This window comes from Pseudoroseicyclus sp. CXY001 (assembly GCF_041714655.1).
Classification (GTDB): Bacteria; Pseudomonadota; Alphaproteobacteria; order Rhodobacterales; family Rhodobacteraceae; genus Pseudoroseicyclus_A.
Genome location: NZ_CP168219.1, coordinates 2,346,880 through 2,367,585, shown reverse-complemented (window position 1 = coordinate 2,367,585; position 20,706 = coordinate 2,346,880). Strand labels below are relative to the sequence as shown.

At 70.8% G+C, this 20,706-nt stretch carries 16 protein-coding genes; 14 read left to right on the top strand and 2 right to left on the bottom strand.

Annotated features, from left to right (window positions below):
- The first annotated feature begins 51 nt into the window (after window positions 1-51).
- The 13 genes from ACAZ03_RS11520 (at window position 52) to recN (ending at window position 15,354) form a co-directional block, all read left to right on the top strand.
- A complete protein-coding gene (locus ACAZ03_RS11520) occupies window positions 52-1,104 on the top strand; it encodes a glycosyltransferase (protein WP_373357075.1) in 1,053 nt (350 codons plus the stop codon).
- A gap of 3 nt (window positions 1,105-1,107) precedes the next feature.
- A complete protein-coding gene (gene murC / locus ACAZ03_RS11515) occupies window positions 1,108-2,520 on the top strand; it encodes a UDP-N-acetylmuramate--L-alanine ligase (RefSeq protein ID WP_373353713.1) in 1,413 nt (470 codons plus the stop codon).
- A 54-nt stretch (window positions 2,521-2,574) separates the two neighbouring features.
- Window positions 2,575-2,838 (top strand): DUF2484 family protein, encoded by a 264-nt coding sequence (locus ACAZ03_RS11510; RefSeq protein WP_373353712.1) that lies wholly within the window; start codon window positions 2,575-2,577, stop codon window positions 2,836-2,838.
- A complete protein-coding gene (locus tag ACAZ03_RS11505; RefSeq protein ID WP_373353710.1) occupies window positions 2,835-3,086 on the top strand; it encodes a DUF2484 family protein in 252 nt (83 codons plus the stop codon). The genes ACAZ03_RS11510 and ACAZ03_RS11505 overlap by 4 nt, the downstream gene beginning before the upstream one ends.
- Window positions 3,087-3,135: 49 nt before the next feature.
- Complete coding sequence (locus ACAZ03_RS11500; protein WP_373353709.1) at window positions 3,136-4,689, top strand: hypothetical protein; 1,554 nt, start codon at window positions 3,136-3,138, stop codon at window positions 4,687-4,689.
- Between the two features lie 45 nt (window positions 4,690-4,734).
- The gene (gene murB, locus ACAZ03_RS11495; RefSeq protein ID WP_373353708.1) at window positions 4,735-5,691 is read left to right on the top strand and encodes a UDP-N-acetylmuramate dehydrogenase; all 957 of its coding nucleotides are present in this window, start codon (window positions 4,735-4,737) and stop codon (window positions 5,689-5,691) included.
- A gap of 85 nt (window positions 5,692-5,776) precedes the next feature.
- Window positions 5,777-6,691, top strand: a complete 915-nt coding sequence (locus tag ACAZ03_RS11490; RefSeq protein WP_373353706.1) for a D-alanine--D-alanine ligase — start codon at window positions 5,777-5,779, stop codon at window positions 6,689-6,691.
- Window positions 6,679-7,557 (top strand): cell division protein FtsQ/DivIB, encoded by an 879-nt coding sequence (locus tag ACAZ03_RS11485; protein ID WP_373353705.1) that lies wholly within the window; start codon window positions 6,679-6,681, stop codon window positions 7,555-7,557. The genes ACAZ03_RS11490 and ACAZ03_RS11485 overlap by 13 nt, the downstream gene beginning before the upstream one ends.
- 222 nt (window positions 7,558-7,779) lie before the next feature.
- A complete protein-coding gene (ftsA, locus tag ACAZ03_RS11480; protein ID WP_373353703.1) occupies window positions 7,780-9,114 on the top strand; it encodes a cell division protein FtsA in 1,335 nt (444 codons plus the stop codon).
- 699 nt (window positions 9,115-9,813) lie between these two features.
- A complete protein-coding gene (gene ftsZ / locus ACAZ03_RS11475) occupies window positions 9,814-11,469 on the top strand; it encodes a cell division protein FtsZ (RefSeq protein ID WP_373353701.1) in 1,656 nt (551 codons plus the stop codon).
- Between the two features lie 290 nt (window positions 11,470-11,759).
- A complete protein-coding gene (lpxC, locus tag ACAZ03_RS11470; protein WP_373353700.1) occupies window positions 11,760-12,680 on the top strand; it encodes a UDP-3-O-acyl-N-acetylglucosamine deacetylase in 921 nt (306 codons plus the stop codon).
- A 141-nt stretch (window positions 12,681-12,821) separates the two neighbouring features.
- A complete protein-coding gene (locus ACAZ03_RS11465) occupies window positions 12,822-13,679 on the top strand; it encodes an outer membrane protein assembly factor BamD (protein ID WP_373353698.1) in 858 nt (285 codons plus the stop codon).
- Between the two features lie 16 nt (window positions 13,680-13,695).
- A complete protein-coding gene (recN, locus tag ACAZ03_RS11460) occupies window positions 13,696-15,354 on the top strand; it encodes a DNA repair protein RecN (RefSeq protein WP_373353697.1) in 1,659 nt (552 codons plus the stop codon).
- A gap of 264 nt (window positions 15,355-15,618) precedes the next feature.
- Here recN and ACAZ03_RS11455 read toward each other — a convergent pair whose 3' ends face one another.
- On the bottom strand, window positions 15,619-17,364 hold the full coding sequence (locus ACAZ03_RS11455) for a helix-turn-helix transcriptional regulator (RefSeq protein ID WP_373353695.1): 1,746 nt from the start codon (window positions 17,362-17,364) through the stop codon (window positions 15,619-15,621).
- Window positions 17,361-18,755 carry an FAD-binding oxidoreductase gene (locus tag ACAZ03_RS11450; protein ID WP_373353694.1) on the bottom strand — a complete coding sequence of 465 codons (1,395 nt, stop codon included), beginning with the start codon at window positions 18,753-18,755 and terminating at the stop codon, window positions 17,361-17,363. Before ACAZ03_RS11450 ends, ACAZ03_RS11455 begins: the two co-directional genes overlap by 4 nt.
- Window positions 18,756-18,974: 219 nt before the next feature.
- Between ACAZ03_RS11450 and ACAZ03_RS11445 the strand changes: the two genes are divergently transcribed.
- Window positions 18,975-20,627, top strand: a complete 1,653-nt coding sequence (locus ACAZ03_RS11445) for a chloride channel protein (protein WP_373353692.1) — start codon at window positions 18,975-18,977, stop codon at window positions 20,625-20,627.
- The last annotated feature ends 79 nt before the right edge of the window (window positions 20,628-20,706 follow it).

The window sequence follows — 20,706 nt, the reverse complement described above, 5'->3', positions numbered from 1 at the left end:
CCGGGCGCCCGGCCGCTGCTCGTCATCGCGGCCGGCGGCACCGGCGGGCACATGTTCCCGGCCCAGGCCCTGGCGGAGGAGATGCTGGCACGCGGCTGGCGGGTGCGCCTGTCCACCGATGCGCGGGGCGCGCGCTATGCCGGCGGCTTCCCCGAGGCCGTCGAGCGGCAGGTCGCCGCCTCGGCCACCTTCGCGCGGGGCGGGCCGCTCGCGAAACTCGCCGTGCCCTTCCGCATAGCCGGCGGCACGATCAGCACGATCCGCGCCATGCGGGCCGATCCGCCGGCGCTGGTCGCGGGCTTCGGCGGCTATCCGGCGATCCCCGCCATGACCGCCGCCGTGATGCTCGGCCTCCCCCGGCTGATCCACGAGCAGAACGGCGTCCTGGGCCGGGTCAACCAGCTCTTCGCGCGCCGCGCCAACGCCGTGGCCTGCGGCACCTGGCCGACGGAGCTGCCCGAGGGCGTTCACGCCATCCATATCGGCAACCCCGTCCGCGCCGCGATCCGCAAGAAGGCCGGGGCCGATTACACGCCGCCGCCGGAGGCGGCGCGGCTTCTCGTCCTCGGCGGCAGCCAGGGGGCGCGCATCCTCTCCGATGTCGTGCCACCCGCGCTCGCCAGCCTCTCGCCGGAGCTGCGCGCCCGGCTCGAGGTCTCGCATCAGGCCCGGCCCGAGGATATCGACCGCGTGACCGAGGCCTATGCGGCCGCCGGGATCCGCGCCACCGTCCGCAGCTTCTTCGACGACGTGCCCGAGCGGATGTCCGCCGCCCAGGGGGTGATCGCCCGCTCCGGCGCCTCGACAATCGCCGACCTCACCGTTATCGGCCGCCCCTCGCTGCTTGTGCCGCTCGCCAGCGCCATCCGCGACGAGCAGACGGCCAATGCCCGCGGGCTGGTCCGCGCCGGCGCCGCCAATCTTCTGGCGGAGCCCGATTTCACGCCCGAGGCGGTCGCCTCCCGCGTATCGGACTTTCTGGCCGGGCCCGAGCCGGCCTCGACCATGGCGCGGGCGGCGCTGACTCTGGGCAAGCCGGATGCCACCGAGGCGCTGGCCGACCTTGTGGAACGGCTCGCCGCGGGCCAGATGGAAGGGACCTGAAAGATGGACGGAACGCTCATGGCCGCTGCCACCAAACTGCCGCTCGACATCGGGCCGATCCACTTCGTCGGCATCGGCGGCATCGGCATGTCAGGCATCGCCGAGGTGCTCCTGACCCTCGGCTACACCGTCCAGGGCTCCGACGCGAAAGCGAGCCCGATCACCGAGCGGCTTCAGACGCTCGGCGCCCGCATCTTCATCGGCCAGGCGGAGGAAAACCTCGCCGCCGCCGAGGTCGTCGTCATCTCTTCCGCCATCAAGCCGGGCAATCCCGAGCTCGACGGTGCCCGCCGCCGGGGCCTGCCCGTCGTCCGCCGCGCCGAGATGCTGGCGGAGCTCATGCGCATGAAGAGCAACGTCGCCGTTGCCGGGACCCACGGCAAGACGACGACGACGACGCTGGTGGCGACGCTGCTCGATGCCGGCGACATCGACCCGACCGTGGTCAACGGCGGCATCATCCATGCCTATGGCTCCAACGCCCGGATGGGGCAGGGCGAGTGGATGGTGGTGGAGGCCGACGAGAGCGACGGCACCTTCAACCGGCTGCCCGCCACGATCGCCATCGTCACCAACATCGACCCCGAGCATATGGAGCACTGGGGCTCGATCGAGAACCTCCGCCAGGGCTTCTACGATTTCGTCTCGAACATCCCCTTCTACGGCGTGGCGGTGCTCTGCACCGACCATCCCGAGGTGCAGGCGCTCGTCGGCCGTATCACCGACCGCAAGGTCGTGACCTTCGGCTTCAACTCCCAGGCCGATGTCCGCGCGGTGAACCTGCGCTACAAGGGCGGCATCGCGCATTTCGACGTGGCGCTCCAGGCCGAGGGCGAGGTGATCGAGGGCTGCACCCTGCCGATGCCGGGGGATCACAACGTCTCCAACGCGCTCGCCGCCGTGGCCGTCGCCCGGCACCTCGGCATGGAGCCCGACGAGATCCGCGCCGCGCTCGCCAAGTTCGGTGGGGTCAACCGGCGCTTCACCAAGGTCGGCGAGGTGAATGGCGTCACCATCATCGACGATTACGGCCACCACCCGGTGGAGATCGCCGCGGTCCTGAAGGCGGCCCGCCAGGCCTCCGAGGGCCGCGTCATCGCCGTCCACCAGCCGCATCGCTACTCACGGCTCTCGAGCCTGTTCGAGGAGTTCTGCACCTGCTTCAACGAGGCGGATGTGGTGGGCATCGCCGAGGTCTATGCGGCCGGCGAGGCGCCCATCGAGGGGGCCGACCGCGACAGCCTCGTCGCGGGGCTCATCCGCCACGGCCATCGCCACGCCCGCGCCGTGACCTCGGAAGAGGATCTGACGCGGCTGGTGCGCGAGCAGGCGGGCCCCGGCGACATCGTCGTCTGCCTCGGCGCGGGGACGATCAGCACCTGGGCGCACAATCTGCCCGGGCACCTGTCCTCCTAGGGCCATATTGCTGCCGCCTCGGGGGGCTATCTCCCGGGGGTGAAGGGAGCGCCCATGTCCTCGATCCTCGCCGCCATACTCTGGGTCCTCGCCGGCACCGTCACGGCGCTTCTGCCGATGCGCCGGCAGATGGTGCCGGGGAGCCTCCTCCTCCTCTCCGCGCCCGTTCTGCTCGTCTGGCTCGCCCATGACCACGGCTGGATCTGGCTGGCGGCGGGCCTGGCCGCCTTCGCCTCGATGATGCGCAACGCCTTGCGCTACCTCTGGGCGCGGGCCCGGGGCGAGCGGCCGGAGATCCCGCCGGAGCTCCTGCGGTGAGCTGGATCCTCGCCGCCGACTGCCTCTGGGTGCTGGTCGCGGGGCTCATCGGCATGCTCCCCTCGACGGACCATCACTGGACGGCCGCCCGCTGGCTGATCGCCGCGCTGGTGCCGCTGGTGGGGTTCAGCTTCTGGCTGGAACCCTGGTGGCTCGGCACCGCCCTGCTGGTGGCCGCCGCCAGCATCCTGCGCTGGCCGCTGTGGTTCGCGCTCAGGTGGGTGTGGGGGCGGGTGACTGCGGGTTGAGCGCTGGTTTCTCTTGCCGCCGGGGGCAGCCTTGGGCGAGGCTGCGCCTATGGTGGATGTGGATGAGATCGACGGGCCTACTAAACTGGAGAGATGGATAAGGACCTCTCCGGGCGACGACGAGTTGCGTCGGGTTCTCGCCGTGACGCTCGCGAGCCGCGCCGCGCTGCGAGTTTTGCCGATTGTCGCTACCGGTGCTCCTGATTCGACAAGCTGGCAGGTGATGCGCGCAAGTTTGATTGCTTTTGTTTCCGTTGATTTTCCAACTCCGGCAATCCAGAAATCTACCGCTGCCGCCAGCGCGGCCGCCTCCGACGCCGCCGACGTTGTTCTCTCCGCTTCGGCCCCCGCAGCCGACGCTGCATATGCCGCGGCCCATGCAGCTGCCTCTGCCTCTGCTGTTGAATACGCCGGTGCCGCCCACGCTGCCGGCCGCGCTGCCCAATCTTCCGCCTTTGCCACCCGCGTTGTCGCCGCAAAAAGCTGGGAACACGTTCGGAATGACTGTAGCTGGCTCGCAGACGGATTTGTTTGGATGCCATTGTTTGGGGAACATTCTATCGACGCGCACTCGTGGGAACAGGTTCGCAGACGCTGGCAAGGAAAGGGTTGGGACTTCTGGATCCGCTGGTACGAAGGCCACCTCTGTGGCCAGCCACTCCCCGTGGCCCTGCTTGAACAGGTCGCCTTGATCGCGCCGGACGATTGGGACAAAGGCCCGGAACAGGTGAACCCGCTGATCGCAGAAATAGAGCGCAACTTCCGCTCAGCCGTCGATACAGAGGCCGTACTGCGAGGCGCGATCTTCGATTTTTCCTTCGATCAGATCGAAGGGGTCATGCGCGCGGTGCAGCCGATCGAGGATTGGCGGCATCTGGATGACCCCGACGAACTCACCGCCTTTCTCAGAGATGCCGAGGCGCTGCGGCGTGGCCTGGCGACGCTGGCGCGAGCATTGGCCACCACTGGCGGCTACGGGAATGTCGGCTTCATCCGCACTTACCTGGACGAGGTCTGCAACCTCATGGCCGATGCGGAGGATTATCCGCATCTCAATATCGGCCAGCTCATCGAGATCGGCCGCATCCTCGATGAGGAAGCGACCAGTGAAGACATTCGCGACCATCTCGGGCCGGGCCCGCTGCGGGCGCTGACGACGAATATCGAGGAATTGAAGCGGCTGATCAGCGCGCATTTCGCGCATGCGCTCGCCCGCTCCCTCGTGCTGCGTGACCTGCCGCTCGGGGAGGGGGAAGAGCCCTGGGCCATCATCGTCGGCCTCCGCGAGCAGGTGGACCGAACGAGGGCAGGCAAAAGCGGCGCTCTGCCGCCCTTGCGCGATGCTGATCGGGCCGTGCTACAGGAGGTGCTCGACGGTCTCGACCGGCTGATGCGCCGGGCGGACGGCGCTTCGAGCGAGGCGGCGAAGGAGAGCTACGCCCGGGAGCGCAATTTCCAGATGGCGAAGATCGGGGCGACAGTCGCGGTCTACCAGCAGCGTGGCGCTAGGGTGGTCAAGGGAGTGGACGACGCGATCAAGTGGAACAAACGCATCACCACTATCGGGCAACTGCTGGGGTGGCTGAAAGATTTCTGGCTTTAAGGGCCACCTTGCCCATCCCCCGCCTTCTCGCCTACCACCTCCCCCATGACACTCCCGACCCCGCGCGGCGCGCTGACCCCGAACCGGCCTCTCGATGACCTCACCTGGCTCCGCGTCGGCGGGCCGGCGGAGTGGTTCTTCCAACCCGCCGACGAGGCGGACCTCGCGGCCTTCCTGCGCGACCTGCCAGCGGAGATCCCCGTCTTCCCCATGGGCGTCGGCTCGAACCTCATCGTGCGGGACGGCGGCATCCGGGGGGTCGTCATCCGGCTCGGGCGGGGCTTCAACGGCGTCGAGATCGACGGCGAGACCGTCACCGCCGGCGCCGCCGCCCCCGACAGCTTCGTGGCGCGCAGGGCCGCCGAGGCGGGGCGGGACCTGACGTTCCTGCGCACCATCCCCGGCTCCATCGGCGGGGCGGTCACCATGAATGCCGGCTGCTACGGCACCTATGTCGCCGATACGCTCGTCTCCGTCCGGCTCGTCCTCCGCGACGGGACCATCGAGGAGCGGCCGGCCGCGGCGCTCCGCCTCGCCTACCGCTCCTCGCAGCTCCCGCCCGGCGCCGTCGTCCTCTCCGCCACCTTTCGCCCGCCCGCGGGCGAGCCGGCGGAGCTCGCCCAGCGGATGGAGGAGCAGCTCGCCCGCCGCGACGAGACCCAGCCCGTGAAGGACAGGACCGCCGGCTCCACCTTCCGCAATCCGGCGGGCTATTCCTCCACCGGCCGCGCCGACGACACGCACGACCTCAAGGCCTGGAAGCTCATCGAGGAGGCGGGGATGCGCGGGGCGACGCGCGGCGGCGCGATCATGAATCCCAAACATGCGAATTTCCTCACCAATGCCGGCGGCGCCACCGCGGACGACCTTGAGTCATTGGGCGAAGAGATCCGAAAGAGGGTTTACGCCTCGTCCGGCATCACGCTAGAGTGGGAAATCATGCGGGTCGGCGAACCGGCACATTCAAACGAAGCTGAACGCCGCTCGGGTGACGAGCAGTAACCTCCGGCAGAGCTGGAGGAGGCAGAGAGCGCTTTGCGCTCACCCATAACGCAGGGCCGCCAACGGCCCGCATTGAGGCAGTGGAATGGCGAGCGGGGCTCTCCCGAAGGTTGCCGTGTTGTTGGGCGGCTGGTCCGCGGAACGAGAGGTCTCCCTCTCGACCGGCAAGGGCTGCGCGGCCGCGCTGCGCACCGCCGGATACGACGTGACCGAGATCGACTGCGGGCCCGACCTGCCCGCGCGGCTCGCCGCCGACCGGCCGGATGTTGCATTCAACGCGCTTCATGGCCGCTGGGGCGAGGATGGCTGCGTGCAGGGCATCCTCGAATGGATGAGCATTCCCTACACCCATTCCGGCGTCCTCGCCTCCGCGCTCGCGCTCAACAAGCAGCGCTCGAAGGAGGTGTTCGCCGCCGCCGGTATCCCCGTCTGCGACAGCCGCATTGTCTCGCGCCGGGAGGCCGAGGCGGCGCATGTCCTGCCGCCGCCCTATGTGATCAAGCCGAACAACGAGGGCTCCTCCGTCGGCGTCTATATCGTCACCGAGGCCGCCAACGGCCCGCCGCAGCTCGCCCGCGAGATGCCGGAGGAGGTGATGGTCGAGACCTATGTGCCCGGCCGCGAGCTGACGACGGCCGTGCTCATCGACCGGCCGCTGACGGTCACGGATATCCAGACCGAGGGCTGGTACGATTATCACGCCAAATACGCCGAAGGCGGCTCGCGCCATGTGATCCCCGCCGAGGTGCCCGACGAGATCTTCGCGGCCTGCCTCGATTATTCGCTCCGGGCCCATAGCGTGCTCGGCGCGAGGGGGCTGAGCCGCAGCGACTTCCGCTGGGACGAGACCCGGGGGCTCGACGGGCTCTACCTCCTCGAGACGAACACCCAGCCGGGGATGACGCCCACCTCGCTCGCCCCCGAACAGGCGGCGGCGGAGGGGATCAGCTTCCCCGAGCTCTGCGCCATGCTGGTGGAGGATGCGTCATGTTCGCGCTGAGAGCGGGGGGCAAACCCGCCGCCCGGCGCGATCCGGCGCCCTCGCGGCTCGGCTACCGCTTCCACCGGCTCTGGCTGACGCCGCTCTTCCGCATCTTCCTGCGGGTGCTCCTGCCGGTCTTCCTGCTCTTCGTCCTCTCCGTCGCCTGGCTCACGGATGACGACCACTGGGCTGCGATCGAGAGCCGCTGGCAGGCGCTCGTGCAGAATGTGCAGGAGCGGCCGGAATTCATGGTGACCTCCAGCGACATCCGCGGTGCCGACATCGCGCTGGCCGGCGCGATCAACGGGCTTCTCGACTTCGGCTTCCCCGTCACCTCCTTCGCGCTGGACCTGCCGGCGCTGCGGGAGGAGATCACGGCGCTGACCGCGGTGAAGGATGCGGCCGTCCGTGTCCGCCCCGGCGGGGTCCTGCAGATCGACGTGACGCAGCGCCGCCCGGTCGCGATCTGGCGGCATGTCGACGGGCTCCGCCTCGTCGATGGCGAGGGCGTGCTGACCGGCATGATCCAGACGCGGGGCGACCGGCCCGACCTGCCGCTCATCGCCGGCGACGGCGCCCGCGAGGCGACGACCGAGGCCATGGCGCTCTTCCGGGCCGCCGAGCCGATCATGCCGCGGCTGCGCGGCCTCGTCCGCATGGGCGAGCGGCGGTGGGACGTGGTGCTCGACCGCGGCCAGCGCATCCTTCTGCCCGAGGAGGGCGCCGTGCCGGCGCTCGAGAGGGTCCTCGCGCTGCACGAGGCGCAACGGATGCTCGACCTCGACATCACCATCATCGACATGCGCTCCGCGCAGCGCCCGACGATCCGTCTGTCGACGATCGCCGAAGAGCACCTGCGCGCGGTGGCGGAGCGGCGCCAGTGACGGGCGCCCTCAAGCACGACGGAGCCGGGGGGCAGGGGCTGCCCGGTGGCGGGCGGGGGCCCGGTATGCGCCCCGCCACAGCGAGGAGCGGCGCGCGAGGTAGGCGCGGCGCCCCCAAAGGCGATGCGCGGGGCACGCGCATCACCGCAGAGCGGCGCAAGGGGACACTGCGCTTTTTGACGGCCAGCCGGCGCGCTGGGGCGCGCCTGACGGAGATTGTTGATGAAAGACCTCTATCAGCGGCAGCGCCGGATGCGGGCTCTGCGCAAGGCGGCAGTGCAGCGGCGTGTGATAGCCGTGCTCGACGTCGGGACTTCGAAGATCGCCTGCCTGATCCTGCGGTTCGACGGGCCGGAGCGCTTCTCGGGCGCTGACGGTGTCGGCTCCATGGCGGGGCAGAGCGCCTTCCGCGTCATCGGCGCCGCCACGACGCGGGCGCGCGGCATGCGCCATGGCGAGGTGGTGAACATCGGCGAGGCGGAGCGGGCGATCCGCACCGCCATCCAGTCGGCGCAGAAGATGGCCGAGACGCGTGTCGATCACGCCATCGCCTGCATCTCCGGTGCCCGGCCCCGCTCCTACGGTCTCGAGGGCGCGGTGGAGCTCCATGGCCAGCAGGTCACCGATCTCGACATCGGCCGGGTGCTCGCCGCCTGCGAGAGCCCGGATTACGGCGAGGGCCGCGAGGTGCTGCATGCCCAGCCGGTGAACTTCGCCATCGACCACCGGAACGGCCTCGCCGATCCGCGGGGGCAGGCGGGGGGCCGGCTATCGACGGATCTGCATATCCTCACGGTCGACGGGCAGACGGTGGAGAGCCTTCTGACCTGCATCGAGCGCTGCGACCTCGAGGTCGCGGGCATCGCCTCCGGCTCCTATGTCTCCGGCGTCTCCTCGCTGGTGGAGGACGAGCAGGAACTCGGCGCCGCCTGCATCGACCTCGGCGGCGGCGCCACCGGCATCTCGATCTTCTACCGGGGCCACATGATCTCTGCCGATGCCGTGCGGCTCGGCGGCGATCACGTGACCGGCGACATCTCGATGGGTCTGCAGGTGCCCTGGGCCCAGGCGGAGCGGATCAAGACCAAGCACGGCGGCACCACCGCCACCGGCATGGACGACCGCGAGATGATCGAGATCGGCGGCGACACCGGCGACTGGGATCACGACCGCCGCCGCGTCTCCCGCGCCGAGCTGATCGGCATCATGCGGCCGCGGCTGGAGGAGATCCTCGAGGAGGTCCGCGCCCGGCTCGATGCCGCCGGCTTCGACTACATGCCCTCCCAGCAGATCGTGCTGACGGGCGGCGGCAGCCAGGTGCCGGGGCTGGAGGGGCTCGCGAGCCGCATCCTCGGCCAGCAGGTGCGCCTCGGCCGGCCGCTCCGCGTCGCCGGCCTGCCGCAGGCGACCACCGGGCCGGCCTTCTCCTCGGCCGTGGGCCTGGCGCTCTTCGCCGCCAACCCGCAGGACGAATGGTGGGATTTCGACGTGCCGGCCGAGAGCCAGTCGACCCGCTCCTTCCGGCGCGCGGTGAAGTGGTTCAAGGAAAACTGGTGAGGGGCGGCTCGGGACGACCCGATCTTGGAGCTGCGACCTAGATCCTGCGCGGGCAGAGAGATGCCCGATGCGTAGGGTGGGTTTGTAACCCACCTTCCCGCTCTCAACCCACGCAACGCCCGAACGCTGGCCCGTGGGCTGGCGCTCCGACGGCACCGCGGCGCGCTTTATGGCGCGACCCACCTCCCCTCCCCGAGCGAAGCGCCAAGCCCAACCAGAGCGCCAGCCCGCGGGGACGGGCCGGCGCTCGCGCGGCGGCCTGACGGCCTGGAGTCCGCGCGGGGAATTGTCGGCGACGGTTCGCCCGGGAGTAGGCTGGACGTGCAGTCCTCCCCACCACCGGGGGTGACGGCCTCGCCGGGTCATGGTAGTGACATCCCGAAGGCCGCCGTTCGAGCGGCCGATCAAGGCAGACGGGCAGTCGTCTGAACATCGCGAGAGGGCCGACTCACCGGCGGAGCTTCGCTCCGGCGCGTGCTCCTGTCTGCCCAATATGTCGTAGGCGGCAGTCTGCCGCCTCCTAGGGCTCGTCTGATCGGCATCATGTCGCCGGTCGCCGGCCTGTTTATAGCATATTTCGTGGTTATTATGCGGTTTACGCGTGACGCACCGCCAACGGCCCGCTAGAATCACCAGCACAAAGAGGCAGGGCGCCCGGGGGACGGGCCGGACGACAACAATGAGGACAGGCAGACCGACATGACACTCAATCTCTCCATGCCCGGGCAGGACGACCTCAAGCCGCGCATCACGGTCTTCGGCGTCGGCGGGGCCGGCGGCAATGCCGTGAACAACATGATCGAGAAGGCGCTCGACGGCGTGGAGTTCGTCGTCGCCAACACCGACGCGCAGGCGCTGCAGCAGAGCCGCGCCACCGCCAAGATCCAGATGGGCATCAAGGTGACCGAGGGCCTCGGAGCCGGCGCCCGCCCGACGGTCGGCGCCTCCGCCGCCGAGGAGAGCATCGAGCAGATCCTCGACCATCTCGCCGGCGCGCATATGTGCTTCATCACCGCCGGCATGGGCGGCGGCACCGGCACCGGCGCCGCGCCGATCATCGCGCAGGCCGCCCGCGAGCTCGGCGTGCTGACCGTCGGCGTCGTCACCAAGCCCTTCCAGTTCGAAGGCTCCAAGCGGATGCGTCAGGCCGAGGAGGGCGTCGAGGCCCTGCAGAAGGTCGTCGACACGCTCATCATCATCCCCAACCAGAACCTCTTCCGCATCGCCACCGAGAAGACCACGTTCACCGAGGCCTTCTCGATGGCCGATGACGTGCTCTACCAGGGCGTGAAGGGCGTGACCGATCTCATGGTCCGCCCCGGCCTCATCAACCTCGACTTCGCCGACGTCCGCGCGGTGATGGACGAGATGGGCAAGGCCATGATGGGTACCGGCGAGGCGGAGGGCGAGGATCGCGCCATCATCGCCGCCGAGAATGCCATCGCCAACCCGCTGCTGGACGAGATCAGCCTCGAGGGCGCGCGCGGTGTGCTCATCAACATCACCGGGGGCCATGACCTGACGCTCTTCGAGCTCGACGAGGCTGCCAACAAGATCCGCGAGAAGGTGGATCCCGACGCCAACATCATCGTCGGCTCGACGCTGGACCCGTCGATGGAAGGCGCTATGCGCGTCTCCGTCGTCGCCACCGGCATCGACGCGGCGGAGCGCCCGGCCGAAATGCCGGTGCCGCGCCGCAAGATGGCCCAGCCGCTGGCCCAGGCCCCGGCGACCGCCGCCCCGGCGGAGGTCGAGGAGACCCCGGCCGAGCGCATCGCCGCCCGCCGCGCCGCCGCCGTCGAGGCCGTGTCGCAGCCGAAGGCCGAGCCCGCCGCCGCGCCGGCCCGCCGCGAGGAGATGGCGCATTACCAGGAGCCCGAGCCCGGGCTCTTCGACAGCGCCTTCGACGAGGAGGGCGAGTATGACGAGGACGAGGCCGTCGCCGACGACCTGCCGCCCCCGGCCTATCGCCCGCGCTCCGAGGCTCCGGTGACCCGGCCGGCCGAGGATTTCGTCGCCCCTGCACGTCCGCCGGCCGGCACGCCGACGCCGGAGGCCGTCGCGCGCCTCCGTGCGCTCACCGCCCGCCGCTCGGGCGAGGCCCCGGCCCGCGCTCCGGCCGCCGCCGCCGCGCCCGCCGCGCGCAAGGCGGAGGAGCCGCCGCGCCGCTCCGGCATCGGCGGGCTTCTCGGCCGCATGGCCAACCAGCCCGACACCGTCGCCCGTAGCGCCGCGGCCGCCCAGCCGCAGGCGCCGCGCCAGCAGCCCCGCGTCAACTCCTGGGACGAGGAGGAGGCGGATCCGGAACAGGAGCGCATCGAGATCCCGGCGTTCCTGCGTCGCCAGGCAAACTGACAACCGGACCGCTTCGAAGGGACCGGCCGCCGGGGGAGATCCCCGGCGGCCGGTTTCCGTTTGGGGCCGGATCGGCAGATCCCCTCCCACCGGCGTCACGGGCGCATCACACTCGCGGGACCCGATCACGGGCGGGCGGGCGCTTGCGCCTGCAGGGCAGGCGGGCAGGCCACGCCTGTTACATCATGTTGCAAAAGGTGAGTTGTCCCGCGCTTCACCCTTCCTTAACTCCTCCCTGACAAACGCGCGCCCCCGGCAGGCGGGGCAGACGTGCGATGGATGGGGAAGACGTGCAGACGACCTTGCACCATGAGATCAGCCTCAGCGGCACCGGGCTCCATTCCGGTCGGCCGGCGCGGCTTGTCCTGAAGCCGGCCCCCATTGGCGCCGGCATCAGCTTCCTGCGCCGTGACGTCGCCGGCCCCGGTGCCCGCATCCCCGCGCGGTGGGATCTGGTGACGCCCTCGCCGCTCAATTCGCAGCTTCAGAACGCCTTCGGCGTGACCGTCTCGACCGTCGAGCACCTGATGGCCGCCTGCGCCGGCACCGGGCTCACCAATGCGGTGATCGAGATCGACGGGCCGGAAGTGCCGGTGCTCGACGGCTCGTCGGCCCCCTTCGCGCGCGCCATCCTCTCCGCCGGGCTCGCCCGGCAGGAGGCGCCGCTCGAGGCGATCGAGATCCTGCGGCCCGTCGAGGCGCGCGCCGGCGCCGCCTCCGCCCGGCTCGACCCCGGGGCAGGGCTCGTCGTCTCCTTCGCGATCGACTTTCCCGATGCCGCCATCGGCCGGCAGGTGAAGACGCTCGACATGGCGAACGGCGCCTTCCTCCGCGAACTCTGCGATGCCCGGACCTTCTGCCGGCAGGCGGATGTGGATGCGATGCGCGCGACCGGCAAGGCGCTTGGCGGCACGCTCTTCAACGCCGTGGTCGTCGAGGGCGACCGCGTGCTCTCGCCCGGCGGGCTCCGCCACCGGGACGAGCCCGTGCGCCACAAGATGCTCGATGCGCTCGGCGACCTGGCCCTCGCCGGCGCGCCGATCCTCGGGCGCTACACCGGCGTGCGCGCCGGCCATGCGATGACCAACCAGCTCCTGCGGGCGCTCTTCGCCGAGCCCACGGCATGGCGCCGGGTGGAGGTCGACGAGGCCACCGCGCGCCGCCTGCCGGGCTACCGGCTCGCGCCCGCCGATCTGGCGCGGGTGGCCTGACGGCGGGGCAGCGCTGCCGTCACGCATCGATGGCGCAAAAGGCATTTTGCCCCCAAAGCAATCGTGTTAGACCCGAGGCCGCCGGGCGGGGCATCCTAGCCGCAGGCCGGACAAGACAAAGACCCCGGGGGGCATCTGACAGTGAGGCAGACGAGCTGGTCCAATGCGCGGCGGCTGGCCTGGGGCGTGACCCTGGGGCTGAGCCTGACCCTCCTTGCCGCCTGTGGCGGCGGCGCATTCCAATCCCGCCCGCCGCTCGACAATTACGGGCCGGAAGAGATCTACCAGCGCGGCGAGGTCGAGCTCGACCGCGGCCGCGCCGATGATGCGGCCTATTACTTCGGCGAGATCGAGCGGCTCTATCCCTATTCGGAATGGGCCAAACGCGGGCTCGTCATGCAGGCGATGGCTTACCACCGCGACGGGGATTACGAGAACGCGCGCGCCTCGGCGCAGCGCTTCCTCGATTTCTACCCCACGGATAGCGACGCCGCCTATGCCGCCTATCTGCTGGCGCTCAGCTATTACGACCAGATCGACGAGATCGGCCGCGACCAGGGGCTGACCTTCCAGGCGCTGCAGGCGCTGCGCGTGGTGATCGAGGTCTATCCCGACAGCGAATACGCCCGCTCGGCGATCCTGAAGTTCGACCTCGCCTTCGACCATCTCGCCGGCAAGGAGATGGAGATCGGCCGCTACTACCTCCGCCGCAACCATTTTGCCGCCGCGATCAACCGCTTCCGCGTCGTCGTGGAGGATTTCCAGACGACGAGCCACACGCCCGAGGCGCTGCACCGGCTGGTGGAGGCCTATCTGGCGCTCGGCCTGCCGGAAGAGGCGCAGACGGCCGGTGCGATCCTCGGCTACAACTTCCAGTCCACCGAATGGTACGAGGACAGCTATGCCTTGCTGACCGGCCGCGGGCTGGAGCCGCAGCCGGCGGGCGATAGCTGGCTGGCACAGGTCTACCGGCAGATGGTGCTGGGAGAATGGCTCTGAGCCCCCGGGGCGCCCCATGCTGAGGCAGCTCGACATCACCGACATGCTGCTGATCCGCCGGGCCGAGCTCGGGTTCGGGCCGGGGCTCAACGTGCTGACCGGCGAGACCGGGGCGGGCAAGTCGATCCTTCTCGATTCCCTCGGCTTCGCGCTCGGCTGGCGGGGCAGGGCAGAGCTCGTGCGGCAGGGCGCCGAGCGGGGCGAGGTGACGGCCATCTTTGAACTGGGGCCCGGCCATCCGGCGTTGGCGGTGCTGGAGGAGGCGGGGATCGAGGTCGAGGACGAGCTGATCCTCCGCCGCGTCAACACGCCCTCCGGCCGCAAGAGCGCCTGGGTCAACGACCGGCCGGCCTCCGGCGAGCTCCTGCGGCGGCTTTCCGAGCATCTGGTGGAGCTGCACGGGCAGGGGGATGACCGGGCGCTGCTAGACCCCAGGTCTCACCTCGGCCTCCTCGATGCCTTCGCCGATGCCGAGGAGCCGCTGGTCGCGACCCGCATGGCCTGGTCCGGCCTTCGCGCCGCGCGGAAGGCGCTGGCCGAGGCCGAACAGGGGCTCGCGGCGCTCCGCGAGGAGGAGGAATACCTCCGCCACGCCGCCGCCGAGATCGAGGCGCTTTCCCCCGAGCCCGGCGAGGAAGAGGCGCTCGACACCGCCCGCCGGCGCATGCAGGCCGGTGCCCGCATCCGCGAGGACATCGCCCGCGCCCATGCCGCCCTCACCGGCGAGGGCGCCGAGGGGCTGACGATGGACGCGATCCGCTGGCTCGAAGGCGCCGCCGATGCCGCCGAGGGCGCGCTCGATGCGCCGCTCGAGGCGCTCTCGCGCGCCGTGGATGCGCTCGGCGAGGCCGAGCAGGGGGTGGCCGCGGCGCTCGATGCGCTGGGGTTCGACCCCGGCGATCTGGAGCGGACAGAGGAGCGTCTCTTCGCCCTCCGCGCCCTCGCGCGCAAGCACGGGGTGCAGATCGACGAGCTGCCGGCGCTCGGCGCCGACCTTTCCGCCAAGCTCGAGGCGCTCGACGCCTCCGAGGGCGACATCGGCACGCTGAAGGCGCGGGTGGCGGAGGCGGAGGCGGCCTTCGACGCTGCGGCGGCGCATCTGAGCGGCCTTCGCCATGCGGCGGCCGGGCGGCTCGAGGCAGCGATGGCGGAGGAGCTGCCGCCGCTCAAGATGGAGCGGGCGGTCTTCAACGTCGAGATCGCGCCGGGCGAGCCGGGCGCCTCGGGCACAGATGCCGCGCATTTCACCGCGGCCACCAACCCCGGTGCCCCGGCGGGGCCCTTGGAGAAGGTCGCCTCCGGGGGCGAATTGTCGCGGTTTCTCCTCGCCTTGAAGGTCTGTCTTCATGCGGGGGCCGAGGGCCAGATCCTGATCTTCGACGAGATCGACAGGGGCGTCGGCGGCGCCACCGCGGATGCGATCGGCCGGCGGCTGTCGCGGCTGGCGGAGGCGGGGCAGGTGCTCGTCGTCACCCATTCGCCGCAGGTGGCGGCACGCGGGGCGCATCACTTCCGGGTGCAGAAGGAAGAGACGGAGGGCGGCACGGCGACGCTCAGCCAGGTGGCGCCGCTGGGCGAGGAAGAGCGCATTGCCGAGATCGCCCGCATGCTCGCCGGCGCCGATGTGACGGCCGAGGCGAAAGCGGCGGCGGAGGCCCTGCTGGCGGCCTCCTGAGGGGGCGCGGGCTCCGCAAGCCTGGGTCCGCCCGTCCGGCGAGAGCCTACGCGAAATAAGGGCGGCCCGGTTGCCCGACCCGCCCCGTCCGTCATTGCGGCACCGGGGCCACTCACCGCCCCTGGCCTGAAATACGGACCCTCCGCCGAAGCTTTGGGCCCTGCTCAACAATGACGTAGGGATTAGACCGCATGGTCAAATTTCGCATACCCCATATGGGGTAGGGATTAACGAATTTATCACGATGAAACGATTTTCCACGGCCTAGCCCAGATAGCGCAGGATCAGAGGCAGAACCTCGCGCCATTTCAGGAAGAACAGGAGCTGCCCGGCGTCCGGATAGATTCGGAAATCGATCCAGGGATAGTCGCGCTGATGCTCGCGCAGCGTTGCCTCCGGCACCTGTGGATCCTGCAGGCCGGAGAGGTAGTGCACGGGCACCCGCCCCTCGGCGAAGGCGACATCGGGCTTCCAGTCGGTGTTGACCTTGAAGAGCAGCTCCCGCGTGAAGGCCTCGTTGGCCATATGCGTCTTTGACAGGGCGACGTCGGAGCCGCTGACCAGCGCCTCGAAGACCTCCGGCACCTGGAACGTCGCCATGTCGGCGGCGGAGTTCTGGTAGACGCTCTCGAGGAAGGCCCGCTTGCCGGCCTTGCGCGCCAGCGCGAAGCCGGCCTGCACCATGAAAGGCAGAAGGTGCGGCGTGTAGCGGGCGCCCGCCATGATGAAGCGGTACCACTTGTCCATCCGCTCGACCTGTTCGGCGCTGGCGAGCGGCAGCACCCCGGCGCAGCAGATGAGCGCGCTCACCCGCTCCGGCGCCATGGCATGAAGCCGGAAGGCCAGCGCGGCATCGTCGCCCATGGCGATCACCGGCAGGGCCTTCACCTTCAGCGCGTCGAGCAGCGCGATGTGATCCGCCACCAGCGTCGCCAGCACGTCGGCTTTGCCGGGCACGGGGGTGGAGCGGCCGTAGCCGGCGCGGATCGGCACGATCACCTTGATGCCCGCCCGCCGCGCCGCCGCCTCGGCGCTCGCCGGCCAGCGGGTCAGCCCGTAATCGAGCGGCAGGTAGAGGCAGGGTTGGCCCTTGGGGTCGCCGAGGATCAGGTAATCCATCTCCCGCCGGTCCGGCAGGGCGAGGCTCTGCACCGGCCGCGCCGCGAGGCCGGAGCGGGAGATCTCGCCCTCCGCCTCGCCCATGTCGCCCTGCGCTTCCGAGAAGCGGGCGATCTCGAGCATTGAGAGCGTCAGCCGCATCAGCTCGATCTGGCTGGAGGTCTCGGTCTTGCCCATCACCGACTTGAGCTGGGCGCGCACCGTCTCGACCGAGCGGCCGCGGGCCGAGGCGATGTCGGTGAGCGAGGTGCCCTCGGCGAGGGCCCGCATCACCTCCGTCTCGGCGCCGGTCAGGTCGAAGGTCTCGCGCAGGAGCTCGCCGAAGGCCGGCGGCCATGTCAGCTCGGAGGTAATGGCGAGGAGCTCGGGCGCGCCGCTCTCGCCCAGGAGCCGGCGGAACGAGACGAGCACCGTCCGCCCTGTGCGCGAGCCATGCAGGCGCAGGATATGCGGGGCGGCGGAATTGCCGCGGAGCGCCCGCCGGGCCCCGTCCTCCAGCGGCGCCGGTTCCACCAGGAGCCGCCCGAGATCCCCGAGCCGCGCCCCGGCGGCGAGGCCGAGGCTGGCGGTGGCGGCGCGGTTCGCGGCGGTGACCACCAGCCCCTCGTCCACGACGAAGGCGGCATTGTGCTGGATGGTGCTCAGAAGCGCCTCGGCCGTCCGCTCCTCCGCCTCCATCAGCCGGCCGAGCGTCTGGCCGGCGCGGGCGACATGCGGCGCGACGCCGGGCAGGTCGCCGGCCTCGCCGCCCTCCATCAGGCGGCGGTTCATGAGGCTCTGCCAGCGGTCGATGAGCGCCTCGTAGCGGCTCGGGTCGATGGCCACCTCGTAGATGCGGTGGATCACATCCTCTTCGAGATGCTTGTCGTCGCCGCGCGCGCCATCGCTCATGCCGCGCCCTCCTGGCCGGCCGGGGGCGCCCGGAAGATCTTGCCGGGGTTGAGGATGCCCTGCGGGTCGAGCGCTGCCTTCAGCGCCGCCATCGTGGCGACGGCGGGCCCGTATTGCTCTTCGAGGAGCCCCGCCTTGCCGAGCCCGATGCCATGCTCGCCCGTCACCGTGCCGCCCATGGCCAGCGCCCGCCGGCCCATGGCCGTGGCGAGGCGTTTGGCCGTGGCGATCTCGCCCACCGAGCCATCCACCATCAGGATGGCATGGAAGTTGCCGTCCCCCACATGGCCGAGGATCGGCCCGGCGAGGCCGGAGGCGGCGATGTCGGCCTGCGTCTCGGCGATGGCCTCTGCGAGGCGGGAGACGGGGACGCAGATGTCGGTCACGATGGCCCGGGCGCCGGGCCGCCCGGCGAGGATCGACCAATAGGCGCGGTGGCGCATCCGCCAGAGCGCGCGCCGGTCTTCCTCCCGGCTGGCCCAGGCGAAGCCGCTGGCGCCATGCCCCTCCGCGATGGCTTCGAAGAGCGCCACCTCGGCGGCGACGGCCTGCTCGGACCCATGGAATTCCACCAGCAGATGCGGCGCTTCGGGGAAGCCCGCGTCATCGGCCGCGTTCACCGCCCGGGCAACGGCCGCATCCATCAGCTCCATCCGCGCGAGGCGGAGCCCGGCCTGCCCCGTCTCCGTCACCGTCGCGACGGCCGCGGCGACATCGGGGAAGGCGCAGGTGGCGGTGGCGACATGCTCGGGCCGGCCGTGGAGGCGCAGCGTCAGCTCGGTGATGACGCCGAGCGTCCCCTCTGCTCCGAGGAAGAGCGCCGTCAGATCGTAGCCCGCCGCCGATTTGCGCGCCCGCCCCCCGGTGCGGATCACCTCGCCGGAGGCAAGGACGACCTCGAGCCCGAGCACGTTCTCGCGCATGCCGCCGTAGCGGAGCGTCGTCGTCCCCGAGGCGCGGGTGGAGGCCATGCCGCCGAGGCTCGCATCCGCCCCCGGATCGACCGGAAAGAAGAGCCCGCTGGTCCGAAGCTCGGCATCGAGCGCCCCGCGGGTGATCCCGGGCTGGACGCGGACGTCCATGTCCTCCGGCGCCAGGGCCACGACCTTCGCCATGCGGCTCATGTCGAGCGCGAGGCCGCCCATGGGGGCCAGCGTCTGCCCCTCGAGCGAGGTGCCGGCCCCGAAGGGGATGACCGGCAGGCCGTGGCGGGAACAGATCTTGAGGATCGCCGCCACCTCCCCGGTGCTCTCCGGCCAGGCGACGGCATCGGGCGGGGCGGGGGCGAACCAGCTTTCCGACTGGCCATGCGCGGCGCGCTCGGCCTCGCCCCGCGTCAGCCGCGGGCCGAGCAGTTGGGAGAGATCCTCGAGGGCGTCTGAATAAGCCATTGTCTTTTGGTCTTTCGTCACCGGAAGGTTACGGGCTGGTCAGCTTCGTGAAAAGGCGCAAGCGGGGCGAATCTTCCCCTTGCGCGGTGCGGGGCCCATGGCTCCCCTCCCGTCGCTCATCCCAGGGGGTGTGGGGGCCGGCCCCCAGTCCCGCCCTCTCGGCCCACCCCGAAGCGCGCCCCACTTGCCGAGCCGCCCGAAACCGGCGCAGGTAGGGGCATGGACGCGGGGCAGGGTGGCAGACGGGCCTGGATGCGGGCGCAGGCGCGGCGGGGCGGGCTCCGCGCGCGGCTCTGGGCGCTGGCCCTGGTGATCGGCCTCGCCGCCGGGCTCGCGACGCTGCTCTTCCGGCTCGGCATCGCCTGGCTGCAGGCGCTGGTCTACGGCACCGACGACCCCGCCCATATCCACAGCTTCGCCGCCGGGCTCGACTGGTACTGGCTCCTCGCCATCCCGATCTGCGGCGGGCTCGTCGTCGGCCTCCTCGTCGACCGGCTGACGGAGGATGGCCGCGTCCGCTCCGTCGCCGATGTCATCGAGGCCGCGGCGCTCCATGACGGGCGGGTGCAGCGGCGGCGCGGACTGGTCTCGGCGCTCGCCTCGCTGATCACGCTCTCGACCGGCGGCTCCACCGGTCGCGAGGGCCCGGTCGTGCATCTGGCTGCCGTCATGGCCTCCTACGTCAACTCCTGGACCCGCGCCTCCGGCATCGAGGGGCGGGAGCTGCTCGGCTGCGCCGTCGCCGCCGCCGTCTCCGCCAGTTTCAACGCGCCCATCGCCGGGGCGCTCTTCGCGATGGAGGTGGTCCTCAGGCACTTCGCTGTGCAGGCCTTCGCGCCCATCGTCATCGCCTCCGCCGCCGGCACGGTGGCCGGGCGGCTGGTCTTCGGCGACATCACGGAGTTCCAGCTCCCCTTCCAGAACGCGCTGGAATTCTACGTCGAGCTGCCGGCATTCCTGATCCTCGGCCTCGTTTGCGGCGTCACCGGGGTTATCCTGATGCGCGCCGTTTTCTGGGCCGACAGCCTGGCGCTCCGGCTCCGGGCGCGCGCGCCGCTGCCCGGCTGGGCCTGGCCGACGCTGGCCGGCGCACTCCTCGGCGCCATCGCCATCCCCTTCCCGCATATCATCGGCGTCGGCTACGAGACGACGAGCCGCGCGCTGACGGGCGAGCTCGTGCTCTGGCAGGCGGTTATCTTCGCCGCGGTGAAGGTCGCCGCCACCTCCATCACCATGGCGGGGCGGATGGGCGGCGGCATCTTCTCGCCCTCGCTGATGCTGGGGGCGCTGACCGGCCTCGCCTTCGGCATCGTCGCCACCCATCTTGCGCCGGAGCTCTCGGGCGGCACCGGGCTTTATGCGCTCGCCGGGATGGGGGCGGTGGCGGCGGCGGTGCTCGGCGCGCCGATCTCGACCATCCTCATCGTCTTCGAGCTGACGGGAGACTGGCAGGCCGGGCTCGCCGTCATGGTCTCCGTCTCGCTTTCGACCGCCGTCTCCTCGGCGATGGTAGACAGATCGTTCTTTCTCACCCAGCTGGAGCGCCGCGGTGTGCATCTCGCCGCCGGCCCGCAGGCCTGGCTCCTCGGCACGTTCCGGGTGGAGAGCGTCATGCGCGCCATGTCCCACCCAAGGGCGGCCGACGAGGCGGCGCTGAGGGAGCTGATCTCCGGCGGCACCTGGCTCCGCGAAGGCCAGACGCTGGAGGAAGCGATGCCGCTCTTCGAGACGACCGGCGCCCCCGCGCTGCCCGTCGTCCATTTCGCCAGCGGCGACGCCCCGCCGGAGCTGCGCGGCGCGCTCTTCCATGTCGACGCGCTCCGCACCCTCAACCGCGCCCTGAGCCGCCGTGCGGCCGAGGCGCATTCCTGAGGGGAGGGGCGCCGCCCCCTTGATGCAGGGCCACCCGCCGCCCCGATCTCCTCCGCTCCCCCTCCCGCTTTCTTTCAAA

Coding starts and splice junctions, on each gene's coding strand:
- ACAZ03_RS11520 (WP_373357075.1), top strand. CDS start 52: ATGTTCCCGGCCCAGGCCCTGGCGGAGGAGATGCTGGCACGCGGCTGG.
- murC (WP_373353713.1), top strand. CDS start 1,108: ATGGACGGAACGCTCATGGCCGCTGCCACCAAACTGCCGCTCGACATC.
- ACAZ03_RS11510 (WP_373353712.1), top strand. CDS start 2,575: ATGTCCTCGATCCTCGCCGCCATACTCTGGGTCCTCGCCGGCACCGTC.
- ACAZ03_RS11500 (WP_373353709.1), top strand. CDS start 3,136: ATGGTGGATGTGGATGAGATCGACGGGCCTACTAAACTGGAGAGATGG.
- murB (WP_373353708.1), top strand. CDS start 4,735: ATGACACTCCCGACCCCGCGCGGCGCGCTGACCCCGAACCGGCCTCTC.
- ACAZ03_RS11490 (WP_373353706.1), top strand. CDS start 5,777: ATGGCGAGCGGGGCTCTCCCGAAGGTTGCCGTGTTGTTGGGCGGCTGG.
- ACAZ03_RS11485 (WP_373353705.1), top strand. CDS start 6,679: ATGTTCGCGCTGAGAGCGGGGGGCAAACCCGCCGCCCGGCGCGATCCG.
- ftsA (WP_373353703.1), top strand. CDS start 7,780: ATGAAAGACCTCTATCAGCGGCAGCGCCGGATGCGGGCTCTGCGCAAG.
- ftsZ (WP_373353701.1), top strand. CDS start 9,814: ATGACACTCAATCTCTCCATGCCCGGGCAGGACGACCTCAAGCCGCGC.
- recN (WP_373353697.1), top strand. CDS start 13,696: ATGCTGAGGCAGCTCGACATCACCGACATGCTGCTGATCCGCCGGGCC.
- ACAZ03_RS11455 (WP_373353695.1), bottom strand. CDS start 17,364: ATGAGCGATGGCGCGCGCGGCGACGACAAGCATCTCGAAGAGGATGTG.
- ACAZ03_RS11450 (WP_373353694.1), bottom strand. CDS start 18,755: ATGGCTTATTCAGACGCCCTCGAGGATCTCTCCCAACTGCTCGGCCCG.
- ACAZ03_RS11445 (WP_373353692.1), top strand. CDS start 18,975: ATGGACGCGGGGCAGGGTGGCAGACGGGCCTGGATGCGGGCGCAGGCG.